The sequence below is a fragment of the Rheinheimera soli genome, assembly GCF_021290985.1.
Lineage (GTDB): Bacteria > Pseudomonadota > Gammaproteobacteria > Enterobacterales > Alteromonadaceae > Pararheinheimera > Pararheinheimera soli.
In genome coordinates, this window is sequence record NZ_JAJOYU010000002.1 from 118,064 (window position 1) to 131,007 (window position 12,944).

General features: G+C 46.2%; 13 protein-coding genes. 2 read left to right on the top strand and 11 right to left on the bottom strand.

The genetic code is table 11. The annotated features are described in order from the left end of the window. The first annotated feature begins 4 nt into the window (after positions 1-4). Positions 5-1,318, top strand: coding sequence for a TonB family protein (locus LSG37_RS02695; RefSeq protein ID WP_233078315.1), 1,314 nt, complete (start codon positions 5-7; stop codon positions 1,316-1,318). 49 nt (positions 1,319-1,367) lie between these two features. Here the strand turns inward: LSG37_RS02695 and LSG37_RS02700 are convergent, their stop codons facing one another. Next, the gene (locus LSG37_RS02700; RefSeq protein WP_233078441.1) at positions 1,368-2,960 is read right to left on the bottom strand and encodes an MFS transporter; all 1,593 of its coding nucleotides are present in this window, start codon (positions 2,958-2,960) and stop codon (positions 1,368-1,370) included. A 228-nt stretch (positions 2,961-3,188) separates the two neighbouring features. On the opposite strand from LSG37_RS02700, the gene bdpA reads away from it, so the two are divergent. Further along, positions 3,189-4,682, top strand: a complete 1,494-nt coding sequence (gene bdpA / locus LSG37_RS02705) for a BAR domain-like protein A BdpA (RefSeq protein WP_233078316.1) — start codon at positions 3,189-3,191, stop codon at positions 4,680-4,682. Between the two features lie 93 nt (positions 4,683-4,775). Here the strand turns inward: bdpA and LSG37_RS02710 are convergent, their stop codons facing one another. The 10 genes from LSG37_RS02710 to LSG37_RS02755 form a co-directional block, all read right to left on the bottom strand. Beyond that, positions 4,776-6,068 (bottom strand): DEAD/DEAH box helicase, encoded by a 1,293-nt coding sequence (locus LSG37_RS02710; RefSeq protein ID WP_233078317.1) that lies wholly within the window; start codon positions 6,066-6,068, stop codon positions 4,776-4,778. A gap of 189 nt (positions 6,069-6,257) precedes the next feature. Next, positions 6,258-6,569: a DUF6172 family protein gene (locus tag LSG37_RS02715; RefSeq protein ID WP_233078318.1), complete on the bottom strand. Its 312-nt coding sequence runs from the start codon at positions 6,567-6,569 to the stop codon at positions 6,258-6,260. 103 nt (positions 6,570-6,672) lie between these two features. Further along, a complete protein-coding gene (locus LSG37_RS02720) occupies positions 6,673-7,116 on the bottom strand; it encodes a hypothetical protein (protein ID WP_233078319.1) in 444 nt (147 codons plus the stop codon). Positions 7,117-7,301: 185 nt separating this feature from the next. Next, positions 7,302-7,754: a PA2169 family four-helix-bundle protein gene (locus LSG37_RS02725; RefSeq protein ID WP_233078320.1), complete on the bottom strand. Its 453-nt coding sequence runs from the start codon at positions 7,752-7,754 to the stop codon at positions 7,302-7,304. A 342-nt stretch (positions 7,755-8,096) separates the two neighbouring features. Further along, the gene (locus LSG37_RS02730; RefSeq protein ID WP_233078321.1) at positions 8,097-8,516 is read right to left on the bottom strand and encodes an MAPEG family protein; all 420 of its coding nucleotides are present in this window, start codon (positions 8,514-8,516) and stop codon (positions 8,097-8,099) included. Positions 8,517-8,626: 110 nt separating this feature from the next. Then, positions 8,627-9,052 carry a BLUF domain-containing protein gene (locus LSG37_RS02735; RefSeq protein WP_233078322.1) on the bottom strand — a complete coding sequence of 142 codons (426 nt, stop codon included), beginning with the start codon at positions 9,050-9,052 and terminating at the stop codon, positions 8,627-8,629. Positions 9,053-9,267: 215 nt separating this feature from the next. After that, complete coding sequence (locus LSG37_RS02740; RefSeq protein ID WP_233078323.1) at positions 9,268-9,600, bottom strand: DMT family transporter; 333 nt, start codon at positions 9,598-9,600, stop codon at positions 9,268-9,270. 50 nt (positions 9,601-9,650) lie between these two features. Then, positions 9,651-10,424 (bottom strand): DUF2884 family protein, encoded by a 774-nt coding sequence (locus LSG37_RS02745; protein WP_233078324.1) that lies wholly within the window; start codon positions 10,422-10,424, stop codon positions 9,651-9,653. A 243-nt stretch (positions 10,425-10,667) separates the two neighbouring features. Then, positions 10,668-11,180: an Lcl C-terminal domain-containing protein gene (locus tag LSG37_RS02750; RefSeq protein WP_233078325.1), complete on the bottom strand. Its 513-nt coding sequence runs from the start codon at positions 11,178-11,180 to the stop codon at positions 10,668-10,670. A gap of 9 nt (positions 11,181-11,189) precedes the next feature. Next, positions 11,190-12,866 (bottom strand): Lcl C-terminal domain-containing protein, encoded by a 1,677-nt coding sequence (locus LSG37_RS02755; RefSeq protein WP_233078326.1) that lies wholly within the window; start codon positions 12,864-12,866, stop codon positions 11,190-11,192. Positions 12,867-12,944 lie beyond the last annotated feature (78 nt).

The window sequence follows — 12,944 nt, forward strand, 5'->3', positions numbered from 1 at the left end:
AACCATGCGCAAATCATTATTGGCAGCTAGCCTGCTGCTCAGCACTTTGGCGCAAGCCGACTTACTGGATGCATTACAGCACTACGAGCGAAAAGACTACCCTAAAGCCACTGCTGAATTTACGCAGTTACTGCCACTTGGTAACGAGGTTGCAGCTTTTAATCTAGCCGTGATGTCTTATAAAGGTGAAGGTACAGCCAAAGATCCGGTCAAAGCTCTGGCTTATTTTCAACTGGCAGCCGAACTTGGCGATACCAGAGCTGCGGGAGTGATCAGCTCCATCTCTAAACAATTATCTGCCACAGAGCTACAACAGGCAGATGAACAGTCCCACCTGTTGCTTGAACAAGTGCTGGTAAAAACGTTGGAAGAAGATAATTCAGACCGCGTCAATTTTCCCGAAGTGGTAAGCCGCAAAGCACCTGCTTACCCAAAAGACGCTGCCCACAAAGGACTTTTTGGCTACAACGTGCTGAGGTTTGTCATTGATGAACAAGGCAATGTGTCTGCAGTGGAAGTTCTGGGCTCTTTTCCAGCCAAAACCTTTGATAAAGCGTCTATCAGAGCCATTCAATCCTGGAAATATGCAGCAACAGGGCAAAAGCATCAGGGTAAAGTAGCATTGCACTATAGCTTAGGGCCGCTTTCAAAACACAAAGTAACCCAATTTATGCAGAAAAATCAATTGGTTGAATACGCACTTGCAGGCTCTCCACAGCATCAATATATGCTCGGTACCATGATGGATCTTCTGGCGACTAATGCCAACTATCACGTGAATGTAGACAAAGACCTGCCAGTGGAAGTGAGCAAAGAGTTACCTGAACAATTTTTTAGCCGTAACTCATCCTTTAAAACAAGGATAGAAGGTTTTTATGGCAGCGCTGAAGTGAACACCAATGAGAAAGGTGTCATCACTCGTGTTGTCTCTTCCGACAAAATGGAGTTGCAACAAGCCTCTGCCTTGTTAGTTGGCAAAGAGCTGGATGAAGACGCCAGTCAGGGTCATTACAAACTATGGGCTGATCCGGGTAAAGTCGCTGTTGTAGAACCAGTGATCACCCTGTCCCAGTTGCATAGTGGTCATTACTGGTGGAACATGGCTGCTAAAAACGGCAGTCTGGATGCACAACGTCAACTGGCCGCATTCTCGCCACAATGGGAAAATTACCTGCTGCTGAATAACGATCCACAAGTACAGACCTGGTCTGGTGTACGTAAAATTCTGCAGGGCGATAAAGTTGAAGGACAATTACTGCTGGATAAAGCCGTAGCACAAAACTATGAGTTGGCAGCAGAACTTAAAGCTACGCTTTAAGCTCTTTCAAATACCCTATAGCTCAGCCCACCTCAGTGTGGGCTTTTCTTTAACGCTCAGACTTCTTTTCTAATGCTGCATGCATGTCTTCCAGCCTTATTCCTCTGGTATCAATACCATGGCGCTGCAGTAAAAAAGCAGCTGTAACTAAAGCGGCAATAATCACCAGACCAGATAATGCCATTTGATCAAATAAGCCCATCACGCCAAGCAAAGCACCTAAAATACCACCAAATTTTGAACTGGCAGCGACTATGCCTGACCCTGTGCCTCGTAAATGCACCGGGTATATTTCAGCAGCGTAAGGGATCAACATTGCAATAACGCCACTTGAGCTAACCAGCAGCAAAGCGATAGACACTGAAAGCAAAGTTACCGAACGGCTATCCAGCCAGTCAAAAATACAAAAACTGAATAAAGACAAAGCGGTAAGCAGAATAAATAACAGCAAGGTTTTAATACTGTTCCAGCTATGATAAAGCCAGATCACTAAAGCCACTCCTGGCAAGGCAAAAAAGGCCGACTTCGTAATAATAGCGCTGGCCTGCCCCGCTAAACCCATTTCGCCTAAGTTCGTTGGTAGCCATAGCATAAAGCCAAAATTCACCAAACCCCATGCAACACCAGCTGCCACTAAACCTAGGGTAATACCGGCGTAATGCCCTTGTAGCAACTGTTTAAATCCTGAATGCTGCACAGCTGGCTCTTCTTCGACCACTATGCTGCTTTGATCCTGTGCTTGCACGCCGCTAAACCGCTGCAACACCAAACGAGCTTCGCTGGTTAAGCCTTTGCTGGCCAGATAACGTGGTGATTCCGGAATATAACGGTTTAAAAAAATCACCAACAAACCTGTAGGTAAACCCAGCATCCATAAAATACGCCAGCTAAACAATGGCTCCAGTATAGCTGCAGACCCTGACGCGGCCAGATAACCTGCCGCAGTGCCAAAACCACCTAAAGCAACCAATAACCAACCACGGTGGGCTGCTGGTATAGTTTCGGCCATCAGCGTAAAAGTAATAGGCAATAAGCCCCCTGCTGACAAGCCCATTAAAAAGCACATCACGAGATTCCACTCAAAAGACGGCATAGCGCCACAAATTGCAGTGCCGATAAACATCAATGCCGACAATAAAATAGCAGCTCTTCGGCCAAATAAATCCGCCATCATGCCCCAGATCACTGAGCCTATAGTAGTACCAGTCAGCGCCACCAGCGCCAGTACCCCGGCCTCTTTTGAGCTGATACCATATTCGGCCTTCATGCCTGGCATAACAAAACCTAAAGTGGCAGGTTTCATCACATCCACTATTACGGCGGCCATCAGCACCATCACTAAGGTCCAGTGTTCTTTATTCAGCGGTAACTGATCGGCCACATGAAAATGTAATCTGCTGTTGTCGGTGCTACGCAGCTGATCCAGCCGTGGCATCATGCCATACATAGCGAGCAACAAGCCTAGTGGAATAAGCCCCATGCCAATCAGCATATTGCTGTCCATTGGCATACCCACCATCTGGTAGTTCATATGGGACGCGTGCATAAACATGGGCACATGCGCCAGCACACCCAAGGTGATGCCAATGCAGCCTAACCAAAAGGCTACTGGATGGTAAAAATTTAATCCCTGTGATTTCATCAAATGTATCTCTGTGATTGGCCCCTTGTGAGGCACTTTTTGTAAGCGCAGAGCATACTGGGCAACCCGCTGTTATAGCAAGTGTTACAGCGACAGCTATTTGTCGTAAAAGCCTTTGATTGGAAAACAAAAAATTGCGCTGTTTTGGCTGGCAAATTCAGCTACCATAAATCTTCATTCTGTCAGCCTCGACTCTATGGGGCCAACCCAATTTAACCTGAGGATTGTATGCGTCGCTTTTCTGTTGCTTTGCTTTGTTTATTCAGTGGTTTTGCTGTGGCTAAACCCGGTGAACTGGTGTTTTCCAGCGACTTTGAAAAGGACGCTCATCAATGGAACATTCTGGCCGGTTGCCAGCGCAGTTCTGAAATGGCCAGAACTGGTGTCAGCAGCTTGTTTTGTCAGGATGGCAGCAGCTCTTTGGTCAGCCGTTATCCGGTGTCAGAACTAGGCTTACTGGAATTTTGGGTGAAGCCTCAATCAGCCTTTACCAGTTACCGTATTAATATTTTAACTTCTTCTTCTGTGGCTTTAGACGCGCAGTGGCAACAGGTAGGTCTGGTCGAAGCACCGCCAGGCACTGAAAACTATATGGCACACCGTATATCCATTGACGACCCGGGGCGCAAGTACCTGCGGTTGGATATTGAAAGCCTGCACGGTGGTGTCGCGCTGGATGATGTAGTTTTAGATCGCATTTTGCTGGATACGGCGCTGCAAAAAAACGAGCAAAAAATTATCACCGGTATTCTGGATAAGCTGCAGACTAATAAAAACTATGAGCTGCAAAGCGAGTCGTTCCGCACTATAGGTAAAAACTATGCGGCTCAGCTGGAAAGCCAACGTCAATATCTGGAATACGCTAACGCTATTTATTCGACCATCACTTTTGCGCTGGCAAGTTCTGAGCGCAATAAAATGTCGAATCCTATGGCCTACTCGTCGTTCCGCACTATTTTAGCTGACACCAAAAGAGTGGCCTCCCCTCTGCAACAAGCCCGACTCAATTCAATGGTGAAACCTTTTGGTGATTTAACCACTGCCACTTTAACTGTGGTCAGCGGTGGTTTATATGCCGCTTTTGCTGAGCCTTTTAAGTCCTTTCTGGCCACAGCTTTTGATAAATCCAATTACGAAAATGCCGATTTAAACCGCAAAGATCGTAAATTTGCCGAGGAAAACGGTTTAAAGATTTACGAGCAGGCCGAGAAATTTTTAACAGAGCTGGAACGTGAACTGGTGCAGGTGTCTACGCTGGAAAATGACTTACAAAACATGCTGAAAAATGTTGAAGTATTCCGCAAAGATTTAGACAAACACCTGCGAGACTATCTTCAGCACGCTGGCCTTGCCCGCACTCAGGAGAATTACAGTCGGGTGATGAGCAAAGAAGAATCTATTCGTGCGCTGGTGATTAGCGAGGTAGGTGAAAACGTCACCAATAAAGCTCAGGGTTATCTGGCTGCCAACAACAATACGCAGCTTATTCAATACATGCTGAAAACCTCAGAGCAGCTCGAAGGTATGCAGGAATTTAAAGAACGCTTTAACCAGATCACCTCGTCGGCCATTACCTTTTACGACAAGTTTGAGCGCTCGGTAGCTCCGGATCAAAACCCCTTTACTGACGCCAAAGATAAAGCGGCATGGGAGCAACACGCGCAAAAAGCACGTAGCTACATCAAGCAGTCGAAGGAAGCTTTTGCCAAAGCCTATATGTAAGCAAACTGGGTAAACAAAGCAGGTAAGGGATTGTAGGTAAACGAGAAGAACCAGTCAAAGCACAGCAGCTTTGACTGGTTTTAGAACACAAAATTATTTAGCGGTACGAGGTTTAGCTTTAGGCTTGGCTTTAGGCTTGGCTTTTGGTTTCACTTTATTGGCACTGTCCAGATCGATCTGGGTTGCACTGGCCTTGTTTGAACGGCCTGACAATACTTTGCGTGAAATACTTTTTAACAGCGATTGGCGGTTGCTGACTTCAAAGCCTGGGGTAACTACACGTTGGATAGTGCTGCCAATCAGCTTTTGAATACGCTCTAAAGTTTGTTCTTCTTCACGACTGACAAATGAAATCGCCTGACCTTCAGCACCAGCACGGCCGGTACGACCTATACGGTGTACATAGTCTTCCGGCAAATACGGCAGGTTAAAATTCACTACATAATCCAGACCTTGAATATCCAGACCACGGGCCGCCACTTCGGTCGCAATCAATACCTGTAACTTAGCGGATTTAAAATCAGCGATAGCACGACGTCGAGCGCCCTGGCTTTTATCGCCATGGCAGACTGCTGCTTCAATTTTGCGCTGTTGCAATCCTGCTAACAAGCGGTCTGCCTGCTCTTTGGTACTGGTAAAGACCAACACCTGGAACCAGTTTTTTTCTGCCAGTAATTGTTCAAATAATTCGATTTTGCGACTTTCTTCGACCGGATAAACCACATGGTGGACTGTATCCGCTGTACTGTTGGTTTTCGCCACACGGATTTGCTGATGATTTTTCAGAATTTTATGCGACAGTTCATTCACAGCTGGTGAAGTGGTTGCCGAAAACAGCATGGTTTGGCGAGTAGTCGCCGTCATTTGCATCAGCTTCGTTACGTCTGTGACAAAGCCCATATCCAGCATACGGTCGGCTTCATCCAGCACCACAAATTCAACATCACTTAAGATGACGTTGCCAAGGGCCATATGCTCAATCAAACGACCTGGTGTGCTGATCAGAATATCCACACCAGCTTTTAATTTATTGGCCTGACCACCCATTTTCACGCCACCGTACAAGGCAGTCACGCTGATAGCGACGAACTTCGCATAAGCAGTAATAGCTTCAGCAATTTGTTCAGCTAATTCGCGGGTTGGTGTCAGGATTAAGGCGCGTGGACGCTGAGCTGCTGTCTCTTTTGGCTTATCCAGCATGCGTTGCAATACCGGAATAGCAAAAGCAGCAGTTTTACCTGTACCTGTTTGTGCCGTAACTTGTAAATCTTTACCGCGGCGCGCAGGCACAATGGCCTGTTCTTGGACCGGGGTCATATCACTGTAGCCACATTCTACAAGGGCGCGGAGTAAATCCGGGGCTAAATCTAAAGATGAAAATTGCATAAGAGTTCCTCTGTAGAATAGCTACAGTAAAAAATGAGGGCAGAATATACAGTATTTTAGCGGTAGAAGAGACAATTCTTTGTGATTGAATGAATTTTACGCAGTTTTTCTGTAATGTTAGGCGACTAAGTCAGGTCGCTTTAGATTAAAAAGTGAAATGCTTATCTGCTGCGACAAGCATCCTTCGTATTAACCTTCGTCGATGTCAAAGCCAAGTTCACGTGGCTTATGTTTACAAGCACGAGCAAGAATTTCTACATAGAAACTCTCCAGCTCTTGTGCCACAGCAGCATCAATATGTTTATTGATTTCAGAGGTAAAAATCTTTTCAGCGACATCCACTGACGCACCAAAGCGACAGTCGAAAGTCCAGTAATCCATACCAGCAGGCAGGGTCTTGCGACGCTCTCTGTTCAGGTATTTTTTAATATCATACTTAATGGAGTCCACCAAACGAGCAGGTTGCAGTTTAGGGTGGGTTAACGCTATTGTCTTTCTCATCAAAATTCCTACAGATATGTACTGGTCAAGCTTATAAGCGCGCATTCTACATGGATGAGCACAAGACTGCTATTTTCTGGCAAAATTTAACAGGCCAACCGCCCTACTTCCAGTATTCACTGATTTTTGTCACTTTGTCTTCATTAAACTCAAATACCGCCAGATGATTTTTCACCACGCCTTTATGTACCTCCTGCCGTTCAACTGCGATAGCGTTATAGCCAGGAATTTGGCTGATAATACGATAACGTGGCCCGGTTTTGTCGTACTTGCCCATAGCTAACAGCCTAAGCGTGTTGACATAGAGTTGTTCTTTGCTGTAGTTGCCGCCATAAGCATCGTGGCGATAGACAAAATCGTCGCTATAAAGCGCAAAAAGTTTATCCACATCAGCTTGGGCAGAACCTTTTAACATCACCTGATTTTGTGCTGTGGTAATTTCAACGACCTTGGCTTTTAACTCTTCGGCCGATAGTACTTTCAGCTGTACGGCACCAGCATTTGCAATGAATAAAAAGCAGAAACCAGCTAAGCATAATTTAGTCATATGTCCTCCTTGTTTCAGATGACTACAGCCTATTAAAGCCAGGTGCGGCGCAGTGGTGGGATCAAAGGCAGAATAGTTGGGACAAGAGGTTATGGACAGCGGATTAAAGCAGGTGCATCAGCGGCTATGCAACTGATGCACCTGTGAGTGAACTGACTAGCAGAAGATAGTTGTCAGAATGAAGCTTATAGGCTGATGCTGCGTTTCAACGCCCGCATTTCATCATGGCAGTCCTGCATAGTTGTCATAGATTGCAGCAGTGCCGCTTCATACTGCGGTGGTTGGTTATCTTTCAGCGCTATACGTAACTCTTCCAGCGTTTTATCTTCAACCTCTTCCAATTGGCTGATATAAGCGTGATCTGTATCTGAAGATAGAGCGCCTATTACTTTGGTGTAGACTTTTCTGACTTCAACAGAAAAAGCCGAGCCTTCTTCGCGTTTACAGTCTTCCAGCACGGCAAAGGGTTGTAAACGCTCTTTCACCATACGACGCGCAGTGAGCATACGGTCAAATAACTGCACCAGCCGTGGATCACGGACTTGCTCTTTCGCTTCAGTGTAAAATTCAATGCCGCTGTTTAATACCTGAATAATATCGGCTGCATGATTCACTCGAGGTGTATTTAACTGTGCCATAGTAAGGTTCTCCTTGATAAGTAAAAACAGTAACGGTGACCTTGTGGTCAACCGGGGGATGAACTCGTCCGGGCAACAGGACAATTAAACAGGTGCAGGTTACAGGCCAGACTGAGCAACAAGGAGGGGAATACAAAAAAACAAGAACTAAAGCATTGAATTCACTTACATAATTAAAAGTAAAACTCGTATAGCAGCATCACAAACTCTGGCACTTCGTACTCTTGCCAGCGGAATTAATTTCATACATTGCTGCAGAACCAGGTAATTTTTACCTCCCTGTTCTGGCCGGACAGTGGTTGATGTTCCAAAAAATCTGAGCAAACCTGAAATGAGCCGGCCTTATTGCACCAGTGCTAAGATAAGTTTGACTGCCCAATAAAAACCCAGAACCAGTTGAACGGTAAAAAACACAAATCGAAGATTAACCGCCATCACATGAAGTGAGAGCAGATGTGCTAAGGATTGAGCTATTCGGGCAGCCAAAAATAAATAAGCCAGCGGATCCGTCACCGCAGTCTGCTCCGTAAGCAACGCGATGATAAACAAGCCACCAAAAACCGGAATACCTTCAATACAATTCGCGTGAGCTCGTGCCAGTCGCTGCAAAAATGGCGATAGATTGGAGTTATCAGGCTTAAATTCGTTGGCAGGAAACGTCTTCGCCAAAACCCACCACACACGCATCACTTCCATCACTATAAGTAAAAACAGTGTCCATAAGACAAAACCCAACAAAGCAATCACTGTGGGACTATCCATTTAAACTCCCTTTTTCAGATGTAGCGCACAAGACAAATCACCTTATCATCCGTTCAGCAGCATTGATACTGTAAGCTCTTTTTATGCTCTTAGAACAAACAGTGTGACTACTAACGAACCGTATTCCGGAAAGCTTGCAGAAGAATAAAGGCCTCATTCGGGTTGGAAATATACAAAGCATCATTTAGCGGCAGCTCCAGATAATCACTGCGCCCGGCCTTTTCGTCTTCCGTAAGATCGCCTATATCCTTAAACCCCATTTTCCAGTCACTGAAACTGCGCGTCAGTATCGGTTCCCTGAATAAGGTAATGATTCCGCCGTGTCTTGGGTCATTTGATATTTTTTGATGTAATTCATCCACAAACTCAGCATTACCTTCCAGGACCTGCATAAAGTTTCCGTCTTGAAAAAGCAGCAGCCCGGTAATGCCTTTTTTCCCATTGGCTTCACGACTCTGTCTTAAAATATCTTGTATATCTGAGTAGGAGACCGACCTGACTGCTGAGCTTACATAGATTAAAGTAATCAATGCCATAATGAATCCTCAGTAAGTGGAGCACTATTTTTATCCTAATTTAGCATCAGGATCCATAGGGGGTCGGCGTTCTGACCAGTGCTGTTTGCTGGCAGATGAGTCAAAGAGTTTATCTGCTTTGATGCAGTATACCGGGCCCAAACTCGTGTCGATGCAACACTATTTCAACAGGTTTTTCTGACATCACTCAAATAAAGGTCAGCAACCTCTAGCCGTTAATGACTCACTGCCTTAGAAAACACTTGCATAACTACTACTCCAGCAATGATCAGTGCTATGCCAATTAAGGCGGGAAGGTCGAGTTTCTGGCCGAATAAAAACCAGGATATGGTGGTGATCAATACGATGCCTACACCAGACCACACTGCATAGGCTATGCCTACAGGTATCACTTTTAAGGTGAGCGAAAGGAAATAAAAGGCTACAACAAAACCCACGACCACCAGCACTGAAGGCCAGAACCTGGTAAAACCTTCACTGGCTTTAAGCGATGAAGTGGCAATGGTTTCAGCCACTATGGCTGTTGCTAAAAATAACCAGTGTTTCATAGACAAGCCTTTGATTGAGATACTTTTAGACTAGATGGGAGTTAAACAGCTTACTTCATAGTCACCACATCGTACGCCAGCAGTTGCGGCAGACGTTGTTGTAACTGGGTTTCGATTTGATCAAGCTCGGTCAGTCGCTGGCAAAACAACACTGATTTTTGCTCAAGCTCGTCGGCTTTTAAATCCAGGCCAGTGTTAATTTTTGCCAATAATTCATCGGCGGGTTGCCAGTTCTGGCTTTCAGTACGCTCAAAATTATCTTCGCTCTGGCGCAGAGCATCACGCAGCGCGTCCCATACTGCGCCTACAGTGTATTTGGCAAGATCCTTCAGTTGCGTCTTTAATTCACCATGTAAAAAGGCGTCCAGCTCGTTCAGGCTTTGAGGGGCAAGATAAAAATGTTCGCCGCTTCGGACAAAACGTGAAGTCAGCTGATATGTGGTTTCGCGGATCAGTGCCTGCCATTCCTGCTGCTGAGAACTATTGCCAATACCCACCAGCATGTTTTCTATAGCAGTTAAGCCAAGTTCCACACTATCTACAGCTATGCTGACCAACTCAGGCACAAATTTACGCAAGCCTTGAGCATACTGACGCACCAGTTCCTGCTCTGCCGGGTTTAAGGTGATCCATTCACCACGAATAAATAAGTCCTGATCATTATTAATCTGGAATACAGTGCGGTTGGTGGTCTGAATACGAATTTGCTCTGGGGAAATTAAGATACCATGGCGAAATGCCATATTGCACTGGTTTGCAAAGCCCGGCCAACTGCAGAACATAAGTAACAGGATCAGAATAAAACGCAAAGTATCAACTCTCATTCGGGACAATGCTCAAGGCAATTGAGGCTAGCTTAGGTGAAAAACACAATCAGATCATCAGGAAGTAACGCATTGCGGTGGTCTTTCATCGAAAAGCTCTGAAACCACAGCTTGGTCAGCAGCCAACTTTTGCAGAACAAGGCTGGCTTCGGTACTGGTTTAAACAGCAAGGCGGCGTGAATAAACCACGCCCCTGCGCTTTTGCTGTGCGGCAACTCGGGTCAGTTTGACCAAAGAGATTTTTTACTCGTCACTAAACCGCACTAAACGTACATACAAACGCACAATTTTTTCTTTTGTATTGTTTTTGCCGCTATACATGGCAATGGCCCAGGCTCGATCAGGCTCATTCACTACTGTAGTGCCGGTCCACATATTTTCACTGTTACTGGCCGGAAAAGCCGTCAGATTAATTGCAGGGTCTACACAGCTGCGTTCAATTAAGGTCAGTACCTCTTTGGCATTAGGTAAACGCCAAGTGCTGAATCCGGCCAAAGTACTACGTTTAGACTCGGTTAAAGCTTCAGGCCAGTCGAGTTGCTGGGCTGTGCCAGTGCAACTGCGGCTGGAACTGTCCCAGCTTTGCCCAACCAGACAACGGGACCACATCAACTTAGTCGTAGTATCCAACACAGTACCGTCTGTATTGAGCTGAAAACTACTGATAGGTTTAGTGGTCGTGATATCGGTGTAGCACACCTGCGCTGCCTGAACAGGCAACGCAAACATCAGCATTAAACAGAAATATTTTGACATAAAATTCCCTTATGGCGAGCGCACAAGGCGCACATAACCCAACTGATTTTGCTGTTTAGGCAAGGTATTGTCATTGCCATTACGGATATCAAATACCCAGGCTGAAACCCCACCACCACCTTCTGCGCTACTTTGGGTCGTCCAGTAGAACATATTGTTCTGCACAGCAGAATCAGGTTCAAAACGGAAAAACGCCGGGTCTAATAAGTGGTTTTCGCCAACACGGCCGAAATCGGCGATAGACATCAATTCTTCCAGGGTAGGTAAACGCCAGTTTGCACCACCGCAATAGGCGGTTTCATTTACCTCTTCAACATAGACCTCTAAGCCGCAGTTTTCTGCACTAGGGCAAGAACTTAAAGCCGGTGCAGGCACTCCTGCTTCGTCACCATTGCCAGCATTACTATTTACAAAACTGTATCTGTTATTGGCAGCTCTTAAGGTGCTAGCCGGAGGAACTGCAATCACAGGTTCTTTTAATTCCCAAATCAAGCCTGTGACATTGTCACGAATACAGGAAAAATCATTTGCCGTATCTGCCAGTTCATCGCCAAACTGGTCCAGCTTGGTAAAATCAAAGGCCTTTTCACCTTTACCAATTTTGCGTAAATACTGCACTACGCTGTCGCGACCACCATCAGCGTCCTGACGTGGGTAAGTCTCATCACCACAGGGGATCACGCCGGAAATGTCGTAGCAGTTCAACACGCCAGTATCAGGTAAATCACCCAATACAGCATTACTGACAGTCACCAGCATGGTGTCAGTAGCCGTTTGGTTATTACTGTCTGTTACCGTTAACTGCAATTCCAGCTGACTGGTGCCCGAAATATCAGGGGCGATAAAAGAAGCCTGGCAAGAGGTTGGATTGACCAAAACCAAAGCCTGGCCTTTCAACTGGCTCCAACGGCAACTGAAGCTGCCTGTCACTGTGCGGGTGCCACTGCCATCCAGTTGCACTTCGGCAAATTCACGTACCTGTTGATCAGGCCCGGCGTCGGCAACAATTTGTTGAGTGCTGGCTCTGACCGGCACTTTGATACTGCCCTGCCCTGTTGCACCTTCATCATCGGTAATAGTCAGCATAAGCTCTACATCAGTTTGGCTGGCAACCAGAGGTGCGACAAAGCTGACTGTGGCTGTATTGACTCCACTGAGCGCTACTGCAGGGCCAGCAGCCTGAGTCCACAGATAGGTAACAATACGACCGTCTGCATCTAAATCATACGACGATGCCGCACTTACTGTTGCGGTTAAGCCCTGAGCGACTGGTAATATAGCGGGTTGAGTAATTTGCAGTACGGCAACAGGCGCCTGATTTTTCGCCACGACTCTAACCTGCACTTCGTCGGTCAGATTTTGCCCCGTTGGTGTAGTGTAAGTGACCTGAAATACTAAAATGCTGTCAGCTTTTACGGCAGGTGCCGTCAGGGTCACAGAGGCTGTAGTTGCAGGTATACCAGTGACAGTAATTCCGGATAATTGACGCCAGGCGAAAGTCCCTCCTACGGGGTCTCCCACCGCATTTAATGTAAAGCTGTTGGTTTCATCAACAGTCTGATTAACTCCGGCATTCACGCTGGAAGCCGAACCACCTGTGTCTGAATCATCACCGCCACCACCGCCACATCCCAGCAACGCAGTGCTCAGCAAAAGTAAAATAAACCATCGTTGTGTTCGGATCATTGTGTTTATTCCATCGCATGCAGCGATGACGCTGCCAGTCAGCGCCCGTCGCAACAAAAATTTGACGTCAGAAGTCAT

Coding starts and splice junctions, on each gene's coding strand:
- LSG37_RS02695 (WP_233078315.1), top strand. CDS start 5: ATGCGCAAATCATTATTGGCAGCTAGCCTGCTGCTCAGCACTTTGGCG.
- LSG37_RS02700 (WP_233078441.1), bottom strand. CDS start 2,960: ATGAAATCACAGGGATTAAATTTTTACCATCCAGTAGCCTTTTGGTTA.
- bdpA (WP_233078316.1), top strand. CDS start 3,189: ATGCGTCGCTTTTCTGTTGCTTTGCTTTGTTTATTCAGTGGTTTTGCT.
- LSG37_RS02725 (WP_233078320.1), bottom strand. CDS start 7,754: ATGGCACAGTTAAATACACCTCGAGTGAATCATGCAGCCGATATTATT.
- LSG37_RS02750 (WP_233078325.1), bottom strand. CDS start 11,180: ATGTCAAAATATTTCTGTTTAATGCTGATGTTTGCGTTGCCTGTTCAG.
- LSG37_RS02740 (WP_233078323.1), bottom strand. CDS start 9,600: ATGAAACACTGGTTATTTTTAGCAACAGCCATAGTGGCTGAAACCATT.
- LSG37_RS02720 (WP_233078319.1), bottom strand. CDS start 7,116: ATGACTAAATTATGCTTAGCTGGTTTCTGCTTTTTATTCATTGCAAAT.
- LSG37_RS02710 (WP_233078317.1), bottom strand. CDS start 6,068: ATGCAATTTTCATCTTTAGATTTAGCCCCGGATTTACTCCGCGCCCTT.
- LSG37_RS02735 (WP_233078322.1), bottom strand. CDS start 9,052: ATGGCATTGATTACTTTAATCTATGTAAGCTCAGCAGTCAGGTCGGTC.
- LSG37_RS02730 (WP_233078321.1), bottom strand. CDS start 8,516: ATGGATAGTCCCACAGTGATTGCTTTGTTGGGTTTTGTCTTATGGACA.
- LSG37_RS02745 (WP_233078324.1), bottom strand. CDS start 10,424: ATGAGAGTTGATACTTTGCGTTTTATTCTGATCCTGTTACTTATGTTC.
- LSG37_RS02715 (WP_233078318.1), bottom strand. CDS start 6,569: ATGAGAAAGACAATAGCGTTAACCCACCCTAAACTGCAACCTGCTCGT.
- LSG37_RS02755 (WP_233078326.1), bottom strand. CDS start 12,866: ATGATCCGAACACAACGATGGTTTATTTTACTTTTGCTGAGCACTGCG.